18 protein-coding genes are annotated in these 20,870 nt (G+C 36.8%); 15 read left to right on the forward strand and 3 right to left on the reverse strand.

Going from position 1 to position 20,870, the window contains the following annotated elements; translation table 11 throughout:
* Positions 1–410: 410 nt before the first annotated feature.
* Positions 411–1,151 (reverse strand): WecB/TagA/CpsF family glycosyltransferase, encoded by a 741-nt coding sequence (locus tag UFB30_RS03630; RefSeq protein ID WP_322420309.1) that lies wholly within the window; start codon positions 1,149–1,151, stop codon positions 411–413.
* A gap of 153 nt (positions 1,152–1,304) precedes the next feature.
* Between UFB30_RS03630 and UFB30_RS03635 the strand changes: the two genes are divergently transcribed.
* The gene (locus UFB30_RS03635; protein WP_322420310.1) at positions 1,305–2,369 is read left to right on the forward strand and encodes a glycosyltransferase family 4 protein; all 1,065 of its coding nucleotides are present in this window, start codon (positions 1,305–1,307) and stop codon (positions 2,367–2,369) included.
* 299 nt (positions 2,370–2,668) lie between these two features.
* Here UFB30_RS03635 and UFB30_RS03640 read toward each other — a convergent pair whose 3' ends face one another.
* Together UFB30_RS03640 and UFB30_RS03645 are read right to left on the reverse strand one after the other, a co-directional pair.
* On the reverse strand, positions 2,669–3,610 hold the full coding sequence (locus tag UFB30_RS03640; RefSeq protein WP_322420311.1) for an LCP family glycopolymer transferase: 942 nt from the start codon (positions 3,608–3,610) through the stop codon (positions 2,669–2,671).
* 20 nt (positions 3,611–3,630) lie between these two features.
* Positions 3,631–4,413 carry a hypothetical protein gene (locus UFB30_RS03645; protein WP_322420312.1) on the reverse strand — a complete coding sequence of 261 codons (783 nt, stop codon included), beginning with the start codon at positions 4,411–4,413 and terminating at the stop codon, positions 3,631–3,633.
* A gap of 258 nt (positions 4,414–4,671) precedes the next feature.
* Between UFB30_RS03645 and UFB30_RS03650 the strand changes: the two genes are divergently transcribed.
* From UFB30_RS03650 to wecB, 14 genes are all read left to right on the forward strand, one after another.
* Positions 4,672–5,418 (forward strand): YveK family protein, encoded by a 747-nt coding sequence (locus UFB30_RS03650; RefSeq protein WP_322420313.1) that lies wholly within the window; start codon positions 4,672–4,674, stop codon positions 5,416–5,418.
* Entirely contained in the window at positions 5,408–6,106 is a 699-nt protein-coding gene (locus UFB30_RS03655) for a CpsD/CapB family tyrosine-protein kinase (protein ID WP_322420314.1), read from the forward strand. Before UFB30_RS03650 ends, UFB30_RS03655 begins: the two co-directional genes overlap by 11 nt.
* A gap of 13 nt (positions 6,107–6,119) precedes the next feature.
* Positions 6,120–6,899, forward strand: a complete 780-nt coding sequence (locus UFB30_RS03660; protein WP_322420315.1) for a tyrosine-protein phosphatase — start codon at positions 6,120–6,122, stop codon at positions 6,897–6,899.
* Between the two features lie 274 nt (positions 6,900–7,173).
* The gene (locus tag UFB30_RS03665; RefSeq protein WP_322420316.1) at positions 7,174–9,015 is read left to right on the forward strand and encodes a polysaccharide biosynthesis protein; all 1,842 of its coding nucleotides are present in this window, start codon (positions 7,174–7,176) and stop codon (positions 9,013–9,015) included.
* Positions 9,016–9,289: 274 nt separating this feature from the next.
* A complete protein-coding gene (locus tag UFB30_RS03670) occupies positions 9,290–10,402 on the forward strand; it encodes a DegT/DnrJ/EryC1/StrS family aminotransferase (protein WP_322420539.1) in 1,113 nt (370 codons plus the stop codon).
* 5 nt (positions 10,403–10,407) lie between these two features.
* A complete protein-coding gene (locus tag UFB30_RS03675; RefSeq protein ID WP_322420317.1) occupies positions 10,408–11,052 on the forward strand; it encodes a sugar transferase in 645 nt (214 codons plus the stop codon).
* Positions 11,042–11,662 (forward strand): acetyltransferase, encoded by a 621-nt coding sequence (locus UFB30_RS03680; protein WP_322420318.1) that lies wholly within the window; start codon positions 11,042–11,044, stop codon positions 11,660–11,662. The genes UFB30_RS03675 and UFB30_RS03680 overlap by 11 nt, the downstream gene beginning before the upstream one ends.
* Positions 11,662–12,954 (forward strand): glycosyltransferase family 4 protein, encoded by a 1,293-nt coding sequence (locus tag UFB30_RS03685; RefSeq protein WP_322420319.1) that lies wholly within the window; start codon positions 11,662–11,664, stop codon positions 12,952–12,954. Before UFB30_RS03680 ends, UFB30_RS03685 begins: the two co-directional genes overlap by 1 nt.
* Positions 12,929–14,248 carry a nucleotide sugar dehydrogenase gene (locus tag UFB30_RS03690; protein WP_322420320.1) on the forward strand — a complete coding sequence of 440 codons (1,320 nt, stop codon included), beginning with the start codon at positions 12,929–12,931 and terminating at the stop codon, positions 14,246–14,248. Before UFB30_RS03685 ends, UFB30_RS03690 begins: the two co-directional genes overlap by 26 nt.
* 66 nt (positions 14,249–14,314) lie before the next feature.
* Complete coding sequence (locus UFB30_RS03695) at positions 14,315–15,427, forward strand: glycosyltransferase (protein WP_322420321.1); 1,113 nt, start codon at positions 14,315–14,317, stop codon at positions 15,425–15,427.
* Positions 15,420–16,604, forward strand: a complete 1,185-nt coding sequence (locus UFB30_RS03700) for an O-antigen ligase family protein (RefSeq protein ID WP_322420322.1) — start codon at positions 15,420–15,422, stop codon at positions 16,602–16,604. The genes UFB30_RS03695 and UFB30_RS03700 overlap by 8 nt, the downstream gene beginning before the upstream one ends.
* Positions 16,605–16,618: 14 nt before the next feature.
* Positions 16,619–17,122 carry an acyltransferase gene (locus tag UFB30_RS03705; protein ID WP_322420323.1) on the forward strand — a complete coding sequence of 168 codons (504 nt, stop codon included), beginning with the start codon at positions 16,619–16,621 and terminating at the stop codon, positions 17,120–17,122.
* A gap of 21 nt (positions 17,123–17,143) precedes the next feature.
* On the forward strand, positions 17,144–18,664 hold the full coding sequence (gene murJ, locus UFB30_RS03710; protein WP_322420324.1) for a murein biosynthesis integral membrane protein MurJ: 1,521 nt from the start codon (positions 17,144–17,146) through the stop codon (positions 18,662–18,664).
* A 1,076-nt stretch (positions 18,665–19,740) separates the two neighbouring features.
* Entirely contained in the window at positions 19,741–20,835 is a 1,095-nt protein-coding gene (gene wecB / locus UFB30_RS03715; RefSeq protein WP_322420325.1) for a non-hydrolyzing UDP-N-acetylglucosamine 2-epimerase, read from the forward strand.
* Positions 20,836–20,870: the final 35 nt, after the last annotated feature.

The raw sequence follows: 20,870 nt of genomic DNA on the forward strand, positions 1-20,870 counted from the left end.
AACCATGACAAAACTAACAGTTAATTCCTGCAATTAAGTGTGAAAATAATTGCATTTTCATTATAGTATAATAAAAAATAGATGTGAAGTCTTAAAAATAGTGCTTTCTAAGAGTGTAAACTAGTTAAATATACACATTTAAAGCCGATATATATACAAAATCATACATTTAAAGAAATAAGAGGTCTGATTATTCGACCGGAAAAAATGATTTTTAGGTAAAAAGATGTGTTTTTTAGATTTACTGTAACTCATCCAATTTTTTGTTCACTAAGTAAATATAGTGTAAGGAAATAATTAATTGTAAATGAGGATGTATCTTTGTAAAGGAGAGTAAATAGAGGGACGTACGGAGCAAGGAGATGCGGATATTAAAAAGAACTGAAGCCAGGCCTCAGTCCTTTCAACAGCTATGATCTTCTGAGTATCCTCACAGCAATAACATTCATTAAAAACAATGGAAGTGCCATCATGCGTCCAATACGTTTAGGCTGCGTTACAAGTCTGTAGAACCACTCCAGGTTCAGCCTGATAAAAATGCCCGGTGCACGTTTTGTTTCACCTGACAGCACATCAAAGCTCCCGCCAACGCCCATTGCGATTGTGTGAGGGAAGAGGTGTCTGTACGTGTTGATCCATTGCTCCTGTCTAGGGAAGCCTGTTCCAACAAATACAAAGTCAGCTTCTGTATTCTTTACACGTTCAGCGACCTGTTCAGGATATGAATGATAGCCGTCTTCATATCCTGCAATGATCAGCTGAGGATATTGCTTCTTCAGATTAGCCACAGCCTTTTGAATGACTTCAGGCTTTGCACCGTATAAAAAGACAGACTTTTGCTGATCAGCAGCAATTCTTAGGAAATCGTGCAGGAGATCGAAGCCTGCGATTCTTTCAGGGAGCGGCTGACCGAGAATTTTTGATGCGTAGATGATCCCGATGCCGTCCGGTACCACGCAGTCTGCGCTGTGAACGATCTTTTTATATGCAGGATCCCGGTCAGCATGCATGACGATTTCCGGATTGGCGGTAATGATAAATGCCTGTTTCTTCTTATCGATATGTTCTTCCTTTATATAGGTAAGGAGTCGTTTATTTGTCGTTTTGATGAACGGAATGTTAAGGATATTAATCTTATTTAATGAGTTCAAGCCTGTCACCTCTGCGTTTAGTAGGGTTGTCAATGTTTGTAAAGGGTTTATGAAGGGAATGTAAACACTATAATTGAATGATTGCTATTTCGTAAAGGATTAGCTATACTTTGATGAGAATATTAATTTAATGTAAAGACTGAGGTGATCAAGATGCTTTTATTTGCACTGGTGACATCCTTTATCTTTGCTATGTTGATCACTCCTGCGGTTATTAAAGCCGCGCATTCACTAGGAGCTGTTGACCAGCCAAATGCCCGGAAAGTGCATTTAAAAGAGATGCCACGTCTTGGCGGTCTATCAATATATCTGGCATTTATAATAGGTGTTGCAATTGTTCAGTTAACACAGCCACTTGACTTTGATTTATATATTATCATAGCGGGCGCAACCATAATCCTGCTCACTGGTATTTTAGATGATATACACGAAATTACACCGCTGATGAAGCTCAGCGGACAGATTGCGGCAGCACTGCTGATTGCGCTTGGCGGGATCCAGCTTGAATTTATTAACCTTCCATTCGGAGGCACATTTGAATTTGGTCTGATGAGTATACCGCTGACAGTCTTCTGGATTGTCGCAATTACAAACTCCATCAACCTGATTGATGGTCTGGATGGACTGGCTTCCGGTGTTTCTGCCATTGCACTTGCAACAATCGGCTTTATGGCCGTGCTGATGGGGAATACGCTTGTTATGGTCATCGCATTCATCCTTGTCGCAGGGATTCTTGGATTTATGCGCTATAACTTCTTCCCGGCAAAGATCTTTATGGGAGATTCAGGGGCATTATTCCTTGGATTCATGATCTCAATTCTTGCCTTACAGGGGTTCAAAAACATTACAGTGATTTCGTTAATCATTCCGCTGATTATCCTTGGTGTACCGCTATCAGACACATTCTTTGCGATTATCAGACGGAGATTCAATAAAGCAAAAATCTCGCAGGCAGATAAATCACACCTGCATCACTGCTTAATCAATCTTGGATTCACACACAGACAGACTGTGCTGTTAATCTACTCAATGGCTGCACTATTCGGAGTCTTTGCGATTATCTTCTCAATGTCAACGATTTGGGGAGCCATTATCGTCGGACTACTGCTGTTTGTATCCATTGAAATCGCAGTTGAAATGATCGGACTCGTAGACAAAAGCTACCGTCCGCTGCTGAACTTCCTACGGATTGCAGAGAAGCAGCAGAATAAATCATAAATACAAAATTAAAAGCTGCCGGTGCAAAACCGGCAGCTTTTTTCATTCGAAAGTTTATTTGACTGTTGATCGTGTTAAGTACATGAGCCTCTCAAAACAGTCAGTGATTATTACATATAAAGTGCAACGGAGCGTAAGGCGGTGATTCCGGGACGAATAGAGGGAAGCTGAGACCCCACAGCCGAAGGCGAGGAGGCTCAGCAACCTCCGTCCGGAAAGCGTCCGCCTGAAGCGCAGTGTAACGATTAAAGATATAAAAAGACCCCGAAGCACCATCGCTCCGGGATCCTCTAAACACCTTATGATGAACTCAAAGCCAATTCCGCCTTCAACTGTTCCTGCACCTCAGCAATCTTCTCATCCGGCACAACATAATAATAAATATCATTGATATACTGTCCGCTTCCGCCATCAAGTGTCGTCTGCTGTACACTGCCTGCAGCTGAACGGTACTTGGACTGAATATCAACAAGCTGATTAAAAGTCAGGTTTGTCTTTACATTAGAACCAAGCGCCTGAAAGATATCCTGGAAGTTCATCAGGGAGTTCACGCTTGCACCTTCACGGATAATCCCCTGGATGACCTGACGCTGGCGTTCCTGACGGCCGAAGTCGCCGTTTGGATCTTCATAACGCATTCTTGCGTAAGCGAGTGCTTCGTCACCGTTCAGTGAGAGCTCACCAAGTGGATAGCTGTAACCGCCAGCTTCAAATTCAAGTCCGTTATTTACTGTGACACCATCAACAGCATCCACAATATCCTTAAAGCCTTCCATATTTACTTTTACATAATAATCAATCGGAATATCAAGCATATTTTCTACTGTAGACATTGCAAGCTCTGTACCGCCGAAGGCATAGGCATGGTTGATCTTATCCATTCCGCGTCCTTCAATATTTGTATAAGTATCACGCGGGATGCTGAGCAGCTTTGTTTCTTCTGTCTGCGGGTTCACGGTCATCACGATCATTGTATCTGATCTTCCTGAGTCGCCTTCACGCTCGTCTACCCCAAGCAGCAGGACAGAGAATGGATCTCTTTCTTCAAATCGGACTTCCTCCATACGTTTCTCTGATACTTCGCGGTCAATCGGCTCGTGCATTTCATTTGTTGCACTTGTCAGCGATTGGAATACAATGGCGCCATAGGCAATCGCGCTTAAAAATAACAGCCCGAGGATGATCAGCGACCACTTCAGTACCGGTCTTTTCTTTTTTCTCTTACGTTTTACTCTTTCCATGTAATAGCCCCACTTTATGTTTATTGTTGATTAAAAAAGTATGCTGACAGTGTCTCGCCCCATAATGCATTCGCTTCACTTGTCGGATCATTATCCTCTGTTAAATAGTTTTCCAGATCAGACGGCCATTCGTCCCAGTGGTCAATGTAAGTAATAGATGTACCGTCAAATCGTTCGCTGATCACTTCTACTTCGTCATTGTAATAGGAGGCGCCGGCAATCGGCTGTGATGGCATGGCAAATACTGATGCATCCATCGCTTCCAGCTCACTGATGATCTGATCCATAAAGTACTCCTGGTCATCAATCGACCAATAACCATTGTCATAAATCGTCGGCAGTTCAAACAGAATGATATCTGCATTTACAAATCTGTCATCTTGAGCCATTTCATCTGCCCAATAGTCTGACGTTTCTTCATAGCTGAAGGTTTCAATTGATGAATTGTTCAGCACTTCTGAAAATCGTTCCTCCAAAATACCGGTCCAGGCTGGTGATTCCAGTGCTGCTGAGTCAGTTGATACGAGTGTAATAGAAAGTGAATCTCCATTTGCTTCGGCGGATTTAACCTTTTCCAGAAATTCAGCAGGTAAGTCAGTGTTAAATGGCAGATCCGAACCTTCCTCCGCAGTCGCTGTTTCTTCTTCAGCTTCTGATTCTTCCTGCACTGCACTTTGTGCCTCTGTCGTCAGCACCGGACTCTTCTCATGAACAGCCTTCAGCTGACCCTGCCAGGACTGATAGCCGAAAAATAATCCGCCGGCAGTGGCGATAACAAGTAAAAAGAATAATAATTTCTTCATCCAAACGGCTCCTTTAAACAATTGCTTCATCTAATCGATTAGACCTGATTGTCATCAGAAAAATGAGACATACATCCCCCTATCCGAACTGAAAAAGCAGAATAATAAGTCATATATATTCATTATTATAGTAAACTCCCGGGTCAAATAATAGATAAGAAATGAAAAATCCCGAAAAAATTGACAATTCCTGCTGAACTCTGAAAAAGGTATGCTATAATCAAATAGTTATTTTTATTTGACAGGAGGCACCACTTGATGGAAGAAACAATTAGTCTGAAAGAATTATTTACCGTATTGAAAAAACGGTTCATGTTGATCGTCTCATTCGCAGTCATTGCCGTCTTATTAGCAGGACTTTACTCCTTTTTAATCGTGACGCCGATGTATCAGTCAACGACACAGCTGCTTGTGAATCAGGAACAGACAGAAGCTGCGAATGTACAGGTGTCTGATATACAGGCCAACCTTCAGTTAATTAATACATATAGCGGCATTATTAAGAGTCCGGCTATTTTAGAGCAGGTTTCAACACAATTAGACAATGAATTAACAGTTGCTCAGCTGAACAGTAAAATTACAGTTGCAAATGAACAAAATTCACAGCTTGTGAACGTAACAATAGAAGATGAAGATCCATATAAAGCAGCAGAAATTGCTAATCTTACAGCTGAAGTATTTCAGACTGAAATTGTTGAGCTAATGAATGTAAATAACGTGAATATCCTGTCTCCGGCAGTAGTATCAGATAACCAGAGTCCGGTCAGCCCGCAGCCATTTTTAAATATGGCGATTGCATTAGTTGTCGGCTTAATGATTGGAGTAGGGCTATCATTCTTACTTGAATATCTTGATAACTCTGTGAAGACAGAAGAAGATATTGAAAAAGTATTGGATCTCCCATTACTTGGTGTCATTAACACAATGGACAACAAAGATGTGCCAAATCAATTACACCTTCAGAAGAAGTCAGTAGGTTCAAGGAGTGAGCAGTATGGCAGCTAAGAAAAACAAAGGCTCTAATCAGCATATGAGAAATCTGATTGCACATGCCAATCCGAAAGCGGTTGCGGCAGAGCAGTACAGAACGATCAGAACGAATATACAATTTTCAGCAGTTGATCAGGAAATCCAGACGATTGTTGTAACGTCTTCCGGAGCGGGTGAAGGGAAGTCGACAACTGCCGCAAACATGGCAATTGTTTTCGCCCAGGCAGGTAAGCGGACGCTACTCGTTGACGCTGATATGAGAAAGCCCACTGTACACTATACATTCAGCCTGATTAATTCAAGAGGATTATCAAATATCCTGACGAGACAAAACAGACTTGAAGAAGTAGTAGAGGAGTCTGGGATTGAAAAGCTGCAGGTGCTTACTTCAGGTATCATTCCTCCGAACCCTTCTGAACTGCTTGATTCCCGTTCAATGGATCAGTTTATACAACAGGCAAGAGAATCATATGATGTCGTTATTTTTGATGCGCCGCCAGTTCTTGCTGTGACGGATGCGCAGGTGCTTGCAAGCCGCTGTGACGGAACAATTCTTGTCGTGCGTTCGCGTGTAGCAGATAAAGAAAAAGCTGTGAAAGCGAAAGAGCAGCTGCTGGCTGTGAAAACTAAAATTCTCGGTGTGATCTTAAATGATAAAAAAGTCGAAGCCGGTGACGATTATTATTACTATTACGGAGAATAAGAGGTGAGGATCAATGATTGATATTCACTGTCATATCCTTCCGGGACTGGATGATGGTGCGCAGACGATAGAGGATGCATTAACAATGGCTGATCAGGCGATTGAAAATGGCATCACAGATATTATCGCAACACCGCACCATCAGACACGCCGTTTTCATAATGAGTCACATATAGTAAAACGTGCCGTTCATGAACTTAATCGAAAGCTTGCTGAAACCGGACGTTCTTTGAAGATTCATCCCGGTCAGGAAATCAGAATGTACGGTGAACTGATTGAAGATCTGCGCAGCGGGACAAGTATTGCACTTGGGAAAAATCAAAATCCATATGTGCTGGTAGAATTTCCATCCAGTCAGATTCCGGTTTTTGCCCAGCGTGTCTTATACGACCTTCAGGTGGAGGGGTATCGTCCGATTATTGCCCATCCTGAGCGTAACAGTATGATTGTGGAAAAGCCTGAAAGATTACTTGAGTTAGTCCAGCAGGGGGTACTGACACAATTGACGGCGACAAGTGTTGCCGGGGAGTTTAATAAAAAAGTCCAGAAATTTTCTCTTCAGCTGATTGAGTCGAATCAGGCTCACTTTATCGCGTCAGATGCCCATAATACCGGCGCACGTGGATTTTCAATGCAGAAGGCATATCAGGTCATCACAGACCGTTTCGGCAGTCAAGTGACGTCTGAGATGAAAGAACATTCCACTTCAGTTCTTTCAGGGGAGTTATTTGTTCCTGCCCCACCAGAATTAATTAGAAAACAGAGCTTTTTACGCAGAATTTTGCCTATCTAAGGGGTTTTTACCAACAACTCTCCTTAAATAGGCTTTTTATTTTCCCAACTTTACATAAAATAAACCCAAATAATACATAAAAAATGAAAAACAACTATTCATCTTCCATCTATTGTGATACTATGTTACAAGAATCGAGCGATAAAAAGGCGAAAAAAGCTACAAATCGCCATTAAACTGTAAAAAATAATAGTACCTAAGCATTAATTCGCTTGGGAAAAACCATAGATCATTACGGTTTTGTAACAAAGTATTTACGGAGGTGGAAATCACATTGGCTTATCAGAAAAGACTGGCAGGACTTATGCTTATAGACTCATCAATTGTGATTCTATCTATCTTTATCAGCTACTATTTCTTCTTACCTTTCGGTGACCTTTACGGGATCGGAAGCGACCAGAATATGAACGTCCTAGTGACGAGTTCAATTCTGCTGCTATTAACCCATCATTTATTTGCACACTTTTTCGGGCTTTATAAAAGGGTGTGGCAATATTCAAGTCTGAATGAGCTGGTTGGGCTTGCTAAGGCAGTTACGCTATCTATTATTGTCGTCGTACTCTATCAGCTGATCTTTTCAACTTCACTTTATACAAGAACCCTATTAATCACATGGATGCTACATATACTACTATTAGGCGGTGTCAGATTCAGCTGGCGCATGTACCGGGATACATATTTCCGCCCAACTAAAAATCGTAAGCGTACGCTGGTTGTCGGAGCGGGTGCTGCCGGTTCACTTATTTTAAGAGAGCTGAACCATAATCCAAATGCAGAGCTTCAGGTCGTCGGGTTTATCGATGATGACCGCTCGAAGCACAACCTTGAAATCCATGGCGTTCCAGTCTATGGGGGCGTGGATTGTATTAAAGAGGTCGTCGAGAAGCAGCAGATCGAACATATCATTATTGCGATTCCTTCATTAGATAGAAGCGGGATTAAGCGTATTTTTGAAGAGTGTGCAAAAACAAATGCTAAAACGAAAATCCTTCCTCTATTCGGTGATCTGGCGTCAGGCCGTATAGAAGTAAACCAGATCCGTGAAGTGCAGGTTGAAGACTTACTCGGCCGAGATCCGGTTGAGCTGGATATGCAGAAGATCTCTGAAGACTTAACAGGTAAGACGATTCTGGTTACAGGTGCCGGCGGCTCAATCGGTTCAGAAATCAGCCGTCAGGTTTGCAGGTTCTCACCAGCTAAGCTGATTCTGCTCGGACATGGTGAAAATTCTATATACAAAATTGATATGGAGCTGCGCAGTCAGTTCGCTGATCATATTGAACTTGTGCCAACGATTGCAGATGTGCAGGATGGTGAACGGATTCTTGCAGTCATGAAAGAGCATCAGCCGGATGTTGTCTACCATGCTGCGGCACATAAGCACGTACCTTTAATGGAAGCAAATCCGTTTGAAGCGGTTAAAAACAATATCTTTGGTACAAAAAATGTCGCAACTGCTGCACATGAAGCAGGAGTAGGACACTTTGTACTGGTCTCTACTGATAAAGCAGTGAATCCTCCTAACGTCATGGGTGCAACAAAGCGTTTTGCTGAAATGATCGTTCAGAACCTTGCGAAAGAAAGCGATACAGTGTTTGCAGCGGTCCGGTTTGGTAATGTATTAGGCTCTCGGGGCAGTGTGATTCCTTTATTTAAAAGACAGATTGCTGCAGGCGGTCCTGTCACAGTGACTGATGAAAGAATGACACGTTACTTTATGACAATCCCTGAAGCGTCACGCCTGGTCATTCAGGCGGGTACACTTGCACGCGGCGGGGAAGTATTTGTGTTGGATATGGGAGAGCCTGTAAAGATTGTGGATCTCGCAAAGAACCTGATCCGCTTATCCGGTTATACAGAAGAAGAAATTCCAATCAAATTTGCCGGAATGCGTCCTGGAGAGAAGCTATATGAAGAGTTGTTGAATGAAGATGAAGTACAGGATAAGCAGGTGTTCGAGAAGATATTTATTGGTAAAGCAGTTCCAGTTTCGAATGTTGAGATGGAGCTATTGCTGAGAGATATTGAACATTCTGACGAAGAGCAACTTAAAGAGATATTAATTGGTGTTGCGAACCGAAAGAATGTGGAGCGTTTAAAGATCAAAAGTAGCTAAATGCAAAGTTGGACATGTCTCCTATTCCAGTATCAGGGGAGGCACTCGGTCATCAGGTGGGATTCGGTTCCTTAGACGCATGTGTTGTCAGGCTGGTGGTGTGAGGGTGGGTTGAATGCCCGAATATTTTGTTTTTAGATAGCTGATAGAGGGAACGATAGCGCTTACATAGGTTAGGTTCCTTTTGGTCAGCTATTTATTTTATAATAATCAACTAATATACACAGATCTTACATCAGGAAGGATGATGACAATGGAGACAACTAAAAGTAAAGTGGCTCAAAGAATATTGCTTTCTTCTCCACATATGAGTGATGAGGGGTATGAGCAGCGGTTTGTCCAGGAAGCTTTTGAGACAAACTGGATTGCGCCTCTTGGGAAAAATGTGGATGAGTTTGAGAAAGAACTGGCTAAGAAAGTAAATATTAGAGCTGCTGCAGCATTGTCATCAGGCACAGCTGCCATTCACCTGGCACTGAAGGCAGCTGGTGTAGGTGTAAATGATGTCGTATTCTGCTCAACACTTACATTTTCAGCTACAGCCAATCCAATTATTTACCAAAATGCAAAGCCGGTTTTTATAGATAGTGACGAGAAAACTTGGAATATGTGTCCGGATGCTTTAGAACAAGCGTTTAAAAAGTATCCTGATGTAAAAGCTGTTGTGATTGTACATCTATATGGTTTATCTGCAGATATGGATCGAATCACTGAATTATGTGATCAGTATAATGTAGCTTTGATCGAGGATGCTGCTGAATCGCTGGGTAGCTATTACAAGGGACAAATGACAGGAACATTTGGTGACTTTGGGATATATTCATTTAACGGGAATAAGATTATTACGACTTCAGGTGGAGGTATGCTTGTTTCTAATCAGGACAGCCGTATTGCTAAGGCAAGATTTTGGTCGATGCAGTCCCGTGACCAGGCGAGACATTATCAGCATAGTGAACTTGGCTATAATTATCGAATGAGTAATATTTCTGCGGGTATAGGTCGTGGTCAGCTGATGGTGTTGGATCAGCGTGTTGAGAAAAAGCGTAAGATCTATGAAACATATAAGAAAGAGCTTAATGGACTCGAGGGTATTTCGTTTATGCCTGAGAATGAGTGGGATAAGCCGAATTACTGGCTAAGCGCGATTACATTGGAACATCCGATAATTACTGTTGAACGTTTAATTGAGCATTTGGATGAATGGAATATCGAGTCGAGACCTGTTTGGAAGCCGATGCATTTGCAGCCTTATTTTGAGGGGTATGATTTTGTTGGAAGTGATGTTTCTGAGCGGTTGTTTGAGCATGGTATTTGTTTGCCAAGTGATACGAAGATGAGTGATGAAGAGCTAGCTTATGTGGTAGAGAAAATTAAAGAGTTGTGGTGAGTGAAGTGAGGAAACAAGGATTATATGAGCGTTATTTTAAAAGGGTGATTGATGTTACGTGTTCATCTGCAGCTATTATTGTGTTGAGTCCTGTGTTTGCTGTGACTGCTATTCTTGTGAAGAAGAAGCTTGGTAGTCCGGTCTTGTTTACACAGGAGCGCCCGGGTATGAATGAAGAGATTTTTAAGATGTATAAGTTTCGGACGATGACGGATGAGCGTGATGAGAATGAAGAATTGCTTCCTGATCATGTGAGGCTGACGAAGTTCGGACAGTTTTTAAGATCTACTTCACTTGATGAGTTACCAGAGCTCTTTAATATTCTTAAAGGTGATATGTCTCTCATTGGACCAAGACCTTTACTTGTTCAGTATCTTCCTTTATACAGTATTCATCAACGAAAACGCCATGAAGTAAGACCTGGCTTGTCAGGGCTTGCTCAGGTAAGTGGACGGAATGCCATTAGCTGGGAACAGAAGTTTGAGTTAGATGTTAAGTATGTTGAAAATGTGAGTTTCACAGGAGATTGGAAACTGATCTTTTTGACTTTAAAAAAGGTATTTGTAAGGGAAGGGATCAACTCTGAAACGGCTGCAACCATGGAGCCATTCAAGGGGTCTGAAAAGGGAACAGTAAGTTATGAAGAATAAATTACTGATTATTGGTGCCAGTGGACATGGAAAAGTGGTTGCAGATATAGCGCTTGAGATGGGGAAGTGGGAGAAAGTTGCTTTTCTCGATGATAATCCTGCGGTTACTTCATGTTTAGGTCTTGATGTTGTTGGTACATCTGAAGATTTCAAAAAGTTTATTGATGATTACGATTTTTTTGTTGCCATTGGTGATAATGATATTAGAAAAAAAGTATATCAGAAGTTAGAGAGTCTAAGTGCGAGTATACCTGTACTTATACATCCGGGCGCCGTTGTTGGGCGAGAAGTACTAATTGAGTGTGGCACTGTATTAATGGCTGGTGTAATTGTCAATTGTAACACGAGAATAGGTAAGGGATGCATCTTAAACACTGGTTCAACCGTAGATCATGACAATTTGATTGGCGATTTTGTGCATGTTTCTCCGGGTGTTCATTTGGCTGGAACTGTAATTGTCGGATCAGGCTCTTGGTTAGGGGTTGGCAGTGTGATCAAGAATAATGTAAGTATTTGTGAGGGAATTATGATTGGTGCTGGTGCGGTAGTTGTTAACGATATAATTACTGCTGGAGTATATGTTGGTGTCCCTGTTAGGAGAGTTAAATAATGAAAAAGAACATTTGGATATGGAATCATTATGCAACAAATATGTATAAAGATCAGGCTGGTCGACATTATTGGTTTGCAGAAAACCTTATAAAAAAGGGGTATAATCCTACAATATTTTGTGCCTCCACTGTACATAACTCAGATGAAAACATAGATACGGGGAAACGCTTATTTGTCTCTCATCAAGTTAATGAAATACCATTTGTTTTTGTAAAAACTCCTAACTATATTGGAAACGGCAAGCAACGTATTAAAAACATGCTTAGTTTCTATATTAATCTTTTTAAGGTCTCAAAAGAGTATGCAAAAAAGAATGGTAAGCCAGATGTAATCTTAGCTTCAAGTGTTCATCCTTTAACTCTTGTAGCAGGAATAAAAGTAGCTAAACATTTTGGAGTGCCTTGCATTTGTGAAGTAAGAGATCTTTGGCCGGAAAGTATAGTAGCGTATGGAACCTTAAAAAGAAATAGTTTAATTGCAAAAATGTTGTACCAAGGAGAAAAGTGGATTTATAAAAATGCCCATTCTATTATTATGACTTGGGAAGGTGGGAAAGACTACATCTCAGATCAAAATTGGGATGACATAATAGATTTAAACAAAGTTCATCATATAAGTAATGGGGTAGTAATAGATTCATTTGATAAAAATAGCAATGAACATAAAATAATAGATTCAGATTTAGATAGTAAGGGATATAAAAATATCGTTTATGCCGGGTCAATAAGAAAAGTTAACAATCTAGGTATGTTGATAGACGCTGCCAATATTATTCAAAAGCAAGATGAAAATGATATTAGATTTTTAATATATGGTTCTGGTGATGAAAGTGAAGCTCTTAAGAAACGTTGTGAAGAAGAAGGTATTAATAACGTTATCTTCAAGGGAAAAGTAGAAAAGAAGTATGTGCCATCTATACTTAAAAAATCATATATTAATATTCTTCATAACTCCAGCACTTCACTTGATAAGTACGGTCAAAGTCAAAATAAATTCTTTGAATATTTAGCTGCTGGAAAATGTATCGTTCAAACATACTCTACTGGATACAGTATTTGTGAAAAATATAATTGTGGAATTAGTGCTCCTCATCAAAATGCAAAAGAAATTGCTAAAGCTATTTTAATTGCAAGTAGCAGTGAAGTGGATAATAAAAAAATGGGTGAGAACGCCAGAGAAATTGCCCATGTGTTTGATTTTAGTAAGTTGACAGAAAAAGTTATTAATATTATTGAAGGTATTGATGAAGGTGGGGAAGAGTCAAATGAATTTGTACGAAAAACTAGTTAACAAAGAAGAGAAAATAGCAGTAATAGGATTAGGGTATGTAGGGATGCCGATTGCAGTTGCATTCGCAAAAAAAGTAAATGTAATTGGATTTGATTTAAATAAAGAGAAAATCCAACAATATAAAGACGGTGTAGACCCGACTAACGAAATCGGCAATGAAATTATCAAAAAAACCTCTGTGGAATTTACTTCAGACCCAAGTAAAATTCGAGATGCGAAATTTCATGTAGTAGCTGTACCCACTCCAATTAATGCGGATAAAACCCCTGATTTAACACCTATTGAGAAAGTCAGTAGCATGATTGGAAAAAACCTTACAATTGGATCTGTTGTTGTATATGAATCTACTGTATATCCAGGAGTAACAGAAGATATTTGTATTCCGATTTTAGAAAAAGAGTCAGGTTTAAAATGTGGGATAGATTTTAAAGTTGGTTACTCTCCTGAACGTATTAATCCTGGAGATAAAATTCATAGACTAGAGAATATAATAAAAATTGTTTCTGGTATTGATCAACAGTCGTTAGATGAAATTGCTAAAATATATGAATTAGTTGTAGAGGCTGGAGTTCACCGAGCTAATTCTATTAAAGTAGCTGAAGCAGCTAAAGTGGTAGAGAATAGTCAAAGAGATATAAACATTGCATTTATGAATGAACTTGCAATGGTGTTTGATCGTATGGGAATTGATACACAAGAAGTTATTGAAGCTATGAATACTAAGTGGAATGCTCTGAAATTTTATCCGGGATTAGTGGGGGGACACTGTATTAGTGTAGATCCTTACTATTTTCTATATGAAGCTGAAAAATTGGGTTATCATAGTCAAATTATCCTTTCTGGAAGAAAGATTAATGATGGTATGGGGAAATTTGTTGCCGAAGCTATTATTAAGAAACTGATATTAGCTAATAAAGTTGTTAAACAGTCAAAAGTAATTATACTTGGGTTAGCTTTTAAAGAAAATACACCTGATACAAGAAACTCAAAGGTAATAGATATTATTTTGGGGTTAAGAGAATACGGTATAGAACCTATAGTTGTAGATCCAGAAGCAGATAAGACAGAAGCTAAAATGCAATATGGAATTGAATTAGCAGATTTGAGTGAAATAAATGATGCTGATTGTGTTGTATTAGCAGTTGCACATCAAGTATTTAAAGAACTTCAATTAAATGAAATTGATTCTTTATATGCAGATTACGAAAATAAAAACAAAATTTTAATCGACATTAAAAGTGTTTTTAGTAAAGTTGATTTAGAGCAAAAAGGATTTAGTTATTGGAGATTATAGATTTCCTAAGGAAAATTTTACAATATATCAAAAGTATTTACTTATGGAAAATCGGAGGTCTATTATATGGTAAACGAAGAGGGATATGATATTTTAGTAATTTCGGAAGCATATCCAAAAGGAAATGATTATTCTAATAATTATATCCACTCAAGAAATATATTTTACAAACAACTAAATCTAAATATTTTAGTTCTTTCTTTTAATGCTGTTTCTGAATATAGTATTGATGATATTAAAGTAATACCACTTTCTATTTACAGAAAGAAGTATGCAAAAAAACGCTGGAAAATTGTAATATCACATGCACCTAACATAAGAAATCATGTTAGGTTTATAAATGAATACAAAAAGAATTTTGAAGAAATAGTTTTTGTAATTCACGGTCATGAGGTACTTCCTTTAAATAAATATTATCCAAAGAGTTACGATTTCATAAAAAAACAGTGGTCAAAAGATATACAACAAAATATGTATGATTTACTAAAATTAAGAGTATTAAAAATGTTTTTTTTGAAACTTATAAAAGAAGATAAATGTCATTTCTTTTTTGTAAGTGAATGGATGAAGAAGGAATTTGAGGATAATGTTAATATTTCTTTAGAAGAAGTGACATCAAACTATAGAATTATTCCTAACAATATACATGAAACATTTGAAAATGAGCAATATCAAACAAAAAACAATAAAATAGCGGATTTCGTTAGTATACGTCCCTTTGATAATTCAAAGTACGCAGTGGATATAATAGTAGAAATAGCTAAAAACAATCCAGAATATACTTTTCATCTGTACGGAAAAGGAGATTACTTTAAGTATAATAATATACCAACAAACCTAACAGTTAAATATGAATATATTGATCAAAAAGAAATACCTAGAATATTAAACCAATATCACTATGCAATTTTACCAACACGTCTGGATTCACAGGGGGTTTTTATGTGTGAATTAGCATCTTTTGGGATTCCACTAATTACCTCTGATATAGACATATGTAGAGAAATGTTAAGTGGATTTGAAAATGTTAAATTTATAGATAACAAAGAAAGCAAAAACATTAAAATAAAAAAAATACTTACCGATATAATCAATTCTGATAATAGAAACACTAAGTTTTTTCAACAAAATACAGTATATAAAGAAATAGAATACTTTAGGAGATTTTTAGGTGAATAAAAATATTTTATATGTATTATTTTTCTTATCACTATTCTCTATTTTTAATCTAAAAGCTATTAATCTAGGAAGTATAGATTTATTCTTAGAAGATATAATAATCTTTATTAGTACACTTACACTTTTTGGCTACATTGCAAATAAAAATAATGAAATAAACAGAGACTTGACCGTAAAATTATGGTACTTTTATATATTTTTTATAGCATTGATAACGACAATAAGGTATTTTTTTGGTGAAATAGAAATAATTAGCTTTTTCTTTATATTGAAAGAAATAGAATTTTTTATATTTTTCATCCTATCTTATAGTGTTGGTCGCATGTTGTCTAATGGGAAGATTGCAATTTATGTAAATATAATAATTATACCTAGTTTAGTATGGGGTGCACTCCAGGTAATATTAGGTATAAAAGCACACTATGGTATTGGTGGAATAGGGAATGAAGCACCAAGTATAAGTGGGATGTCTTTTGGAGTAATAAGCTTTATATATCTGTACTTATGGCTTAATAATAAAATTAAAAAATTATCAATTATTTACTTTTGTTTATATATCACAAGTTCTCTTTTTGTTATTTTAACTGTATCTCGAGGAGCAATACTAGCGATGTTGTGTGCTAATATCTTTTTTTGGGGTGCATTATTCGTTTTTAAGAATGAGAGTAGTAAACTAAAATATATTTTATCAAGTATTTCGATAATATTAATTATTACGATATTAAATTACTTTTTTGATTTTATATATTTATTCAACACTGTCATTGAAAGATTCTCTCGAATAGATCAAAGTAGTAATATTCGATTTAATAACTGGGGATACTTATTGCAACATAATGATTCACTAGGATGGATTGTGGGAATGGGGAAAAGTTTTCCTAATGTAATCACCGGATCTAGTTATTTACAAGTGGACAATCAGTATATTCGTAACATCATAGAGATGGGTCTAATTGGAAGCGTTATTTGGTTTATTTTAATTTTTTCTTTTATTTATACAGTATTTAGAGCAAACAAAAAAGTAATTACTATAATAGCCATAACATTTACCCTTCTCTTTTTAGTTTACAGTATGGTTAGTGAAGCTTTTCAAGTATCTAGAATAAGTTTACTTTATTGGGCTTTTACTGGTTTATTAATTGGAATAATTAAAAAAGAGAAAATTATCAAAGATTGAGTGGTGGTAACTAAATGAAAATGAGTATTATATATCTTTGTGGAAGCTTAATAAGCACCTTAAAATCTATAGAATCTAGGTTATTAACGGTATATAAAACAAAACTAGTTAACAAAACTGGACATCAGCCCTTATGGATAGGTTCGAATACTACACTGAATTATCCCGATAATATTTTTGTTGGTAACAACAGTTATGTAAACGGAGGATGGCTATTAGCAAACAAGAACTCTAAAATAGTCATAGGAAAAAACTGTTTGATTTCATTTAATGTTCATATAAGGACATATTCACATAATATTAAAGAAACGAGTAAACCGATTATACAGCAAGGAGATTTTGAAAAAGATATTATTATAGGTAACAATGTTTGGATTGGACATGGAGCGCAGATTATGCCTGGAGTAAGGATTGGAGACAATTGTGTTGTAGGAGCGGGTGCAGTTGTAACAAAAAGTTTTGAAGATAATCTTATTATAGCGGGAGTTCCAGCAAGAGCTATAAGGGATTATATATAACGAATTTAAGGAAGTACTTGTATGAAAAAAGTTGCAATATACATTGTTATAATAACAGTTTTTTCAAGGTTTTTAGGCTTTGGAAGAGAATTAACAATTGCTTATTATTATGGAGCTTCTTATATTAGTGATGCGTATATTGTATCTCTAATTATTCCTACAGTTATTTTTGGAATTATTGGAACTGGGGTAATGAGCGGAATTATTCCAATTTATATAAGAATAATGGAAGAAAAAAATGAAGATGAAAGTAAAAATTTTCTTAGCAACGTTTTGTATCTTTTTGTAATCATCACTTCTTTTTTGCTTATTTTGTTCTATTTGTTTAAGGAAAAAATATTAAGAGTGTTTGCTATAGGGTTTGATGAAAATACTATGGCTTTAGCTAGTAATTTAGCTGAAATTACAATATTCACTATATATTTCACGGTTATAATTTCAATATTTACAGGTTATCTTCAATTAAAGGATAAATTTATAATTCCTGCTCTATTAGGTCTTATTTATAATATAGTCATTATCACAAGCATTGTTCTTAGTTATTACGTTAACGTTGTAATGTTAGGCTATGGAGCATTAATAGCAGCTTTTCTTCAGATGTTATTTATACTGTATTTTGCTTTTAAAAATGGTTTTTCTATAAAAGCAAAGTTAAACTTTTATGATAAGTATATAAAGGCACTTTTTATTATGTGTATACCTATAATGATGAGTCAGTCTATAAGTCAAATAAATGTCATTGTGGATAAAACTATTGCTTCAACTATTTCTGAAGGAGCTATCTCTGCAATAAATTATGCAGATAGGGTCAATTCTTTAATATTAAGCACAGTCGTTATGACAATCTCTACTTTAATATATCCTAGAATGTCTAAGTTTGCTATAAATAAAGATTTCAAAAGTTTGAAAAACGTAATTACGCTTACTATTAGAATTATTACACTTATTTTAGTTCCTACTACTGTTTTTCTATTAAATTATTCGGAAGGAATTACTAGATTAATTTTTGAAAGAGGGAATTTTTCTAGTAAAGATGTTAACTTTACCTCAAAAGCTTTACTCTTTTATTCATTGGGTATGATTTTCTTTGCTTACAGAGAAATTCTCACTAAAATTTTATTTTCCTTCCAAAATTCCAAAATTCCATTAATTAATTCGCTAATTGCGTTATTTATTAATATAATACTAACTATCTATTTAGCAAGACAGTTCGGTATAAGTGGAATTGTGCTTGCCACTTCATTATCTGCATTAATATCAACAATTTTTTTATATTGGAATGTTAAAAAATTATATGGGGAAATATTGGAGAATGGAGAATTCTTAAGATTTTTAAAAGTTTTATTTATATCAATTTTTTCAATTGAATTATTACAAATAATAAAGTTAGAAAACATAATTGAAAATACTGACTTTTATATTATTTTGACGGGAGGATGTTATATTTTTATTTGTGCTCTTTTATTAATCTTGGTTAAAGAAATAGAAATTAAAAAGATATCAAAAGTACTAGTGAGAGATAAGACGAGCAATAATAAATGAAATCCATAGGAAGCAAGGGGGAGTATCTCTTGCTTCCTTTGTTGTTTATGACAATTTAATTTTGTAGGAAACGGTAAATAAGAGTATGCAGAACATATTAAATACTTCACTGCTTTATACGTAGAGGTGGTCATGTTAGGCTAACTCGCCTGGCAAGTTTAAACCTTGCCCTATTGCCTAAAAGCAAGACCATAGAGGCTCAGTGTCTAGCTACTCGAGTAAGTAATAAATACAGATTAGTGAATACTGCTAATTGTCGAAACCAACATTTCTTAAGTGCCAAATACATCCTTTGTCATAAATGTGGAATTTAGATTTATTTTCCTGTCACGCCCTTTAGAAAGTACCACTAATGCCATTCTATTTACTAATTTGAGACAAGGGGGGGGGGGGATAAATATACAGTAAAATGAAACTTATCCAGTAGATATTTAGATATGTGATTAAGGTTTTAGCTTTTCTTCTTTAGCCGGTGCCTTATTATGTGCTATTAAAGGAGAAGCGTCAATCGCGAAGGCTTCATCTATGATAAAGCCCTCACGGAAGGACCTGAGGATTATGGTGTCTTTTATTGGACTAATTCATTAGAAAGTTATATTTTGGATAATTCTTGAATAAGGTCATGCGAATGGCCGTGATCAGAGAATAGAAAACCGCATTTCAAACGAACAGAATATCATTTTTCAAACGGTTTAATATATCTTTGATCGTCGAAATAAGCTCGACCAATCTGGTGACTAAGAACAAATCATAGCTTATTAAATCAAGTATATGAGAGTATCACGCCACTATTTCTTGGAGATAACAGCGCCGCAAGATCCATCTCCGAAAAAAACAGCCTTATATCGCTGGATGGGTTCCAAGACATATAATTCCTAGATGCCAAACAGGCTCACTTCTTAATAAGCACAAGGAGACTTCCTTTAGTCTGAGTTTGTTTCAGCGCTTACTCTTTTCGACTGTTTAGGGAGGTTCTTCTTTTTTATGCGCTCAAACATTTGATGGCGTTGGGCTGAGAAATATGAAATTCGTTCATATGGTTGTTTTCTAATAAATATATGGAGTTGTTTAAGAGCATGAAGAAAAAAATCATGGTGGTATTTGGCACAAGGCCGGAAGCTATAAAAATGTGTCCTTTAGTTAAAGAGTTAAAGACACGAGAAACATTAAATACTATTGTGTGTGTAACAGGTCAACATAGAGAAATGTTAGATCAGGTTTTGAAAGCATTTGATGTAACTCCTGATTATGACCTTTCAATTATGAAAGATAAACAAACTTTGTTCGATGTCACAATAAACATTCTTGGAAAAATGAAAGACATTTTAGAAAAAGAAAAGCCTGATACCGTACTGGTTCATGGTGATACATCTACAACTTTTGTGACGTCATTAGCATGCTTTTATTTACAAATACCTGTTGGACATGTTGAAGCTGGGCTTAGAACTTATAACATCTATTCGCCATACCCAGAAGAATTTAATCGTCAGGCAGTAGGGATTGTTGCTAAATATAACTTTGCTCCAACAGAAATGTCTAAAGGTAATCTATTAAAGGAGGGAAAAGATTCGTCTTCAATTCATGTAACTGGTAACACTGCTATAGACGCTCTCAATACAACTGTGACAGGTGATTATTCACACGAGCAGATTCAATGGGCATCAGATAGTAGACTCATTATGATCACTGCTCATCGAAGAGAAAACCTTGGAGAACCAATGAAAAACATGTTTAGAGCAATAAAACGAATTGTTGATGAATATCAAGATATCAAAGTGATCTATCCTATACATATGAATCCTGTTGTCCGGGAAGCTGCTAATGAAATACTTGGTAATAATGATAGAGTTAGGATCATTGAGCCACTCGAAGTACTAGACTTTCACAATTTCCTAGCAAAATCTTATTTGATTTTGACAGATAGTGGCGGGATTCAAGAAGAAGCACCAAGCTTAGGAAAGCCAGTTCTGGTTATGAGAGATACAACAGAACGGCCAGAAGGCGTTGAAGCAGGAACACTAAAACTTGTGGGGACTGAAGAAGAAAACATTTATAATAACTTCAAGTTGCTTCTTGAAGATAATTATGAGTATGAAAAAATGAGTAAAGCAAGTAATCCGTATGGAGATGGTTTTGCTAGTAAGAGGATTGCGGATGTGTTAGAGCTTTAGGGTTAAATAGTCTCTTACAAGCTAGATTAACAATA

The sequence above is a fragment of the Jeotgalibacillus haloalkalitolerans genome, from assembly GCF_034427455.1.
GTDB lineage: Bacteria > Bacillota > Bacilli > Bacillales > Jeotgalibacillaceae > Jeotgalibacillus > Jeotgalibacillus haloalkalitolerans.

Excerpts from the sequence above, each read along its gene's own strand:
- UFB30_RS03680 (WP_322420318.1), top strand. The coding sequence starts at position 11,042 with ATGAAGAATAAATTACTGATTATTGGTGCCAGTGGACATGGAAAAGTG.
- UFB30_RS03655 (WP_322420314.1), top strand. The coding sequence starts at position 5,408 with ATGGCAGCTAAGAAAAACAAAGGCTCTAATCAGCATATGAGAAATCTG.
- murJ (WP_322420324.1), top strand. The coding sequence starts at position 17,144 with ATGAAAAAAGTTGCAATATACATTGTTATAATAACAGTTTTTTCAAGG.
- UFB30_RS03690 (WP_322420320.1), top strand. The coding sequence starts at position 12,929 with ATGAATTTGTACGAAAAACTAGTTAACAAAGAAGAGAAAATAGCAGTA.
- UFB30_RS03685 (WP_322420319.1), top strand. The coding sequence starts at position 11,662 with ATGAAAAAGAACATTTGGATATGGAATCATTATGCAACAAATATGTAT.
- wecB (WP_322420325.1), top strand. The coding sequence starts at position 19,741 with ATGAAGAAAAAAATCATGGTGGTATTTGGCACAAGGCCGGAAGCTATA.
- UFB30_RS03650 (WP_322420313.1), top strand. The coding sequence starts at position 4,672 with ATGGAAGAAACAATTAGTCTGAAAGAATTATTTACCGTATTGAAAAAA.
- UFB30_RS03645 (WP_322420312.1), bottom strand. The coding sequence starts at position 4,413 with ATGAAGAAATTATTATTCTTTTTACTTGTTATCGCCACTGCCGGCGGA.
- UFB30_RS03635 (WP_322420310.1), top strand. The coding sequence starts at position 1,305 with ATGCTTTTATTTGCACTGGTGACATCCTTTATCTTTGCTATGTTGATC.
- UFB30_RS03640 (WP_322420311.1), bottom strand. The coding sequence starts at position 3,610 with ATGGAAAGAGTAAAACGTAAGAGAAAAAAGAAAAGACCGGTACTGAAG.
- UFB30_RS03660 (WP_322420315.1), top strand. The coding sequence starts at position 6,120 with ATGATTGATATTCACTGTCATATCCTTCCGGGACTGGATGATGGTGCG.
- UFB30_RS03695 (WP_322420321.1), top strand. The coding sequence starts at position 14,315 with ATGGTAAACGAAGAGGGATATGATATTTTAGTAATTTCGGAAGCATAT.
- UFB30_RS03705 (WP_322420323.1), top strand. The coding sequence starts at position 16,619 with ATGAAAATGAGTATTATATATCTTTGTGGAAGCTTAATAAGCACCTTA.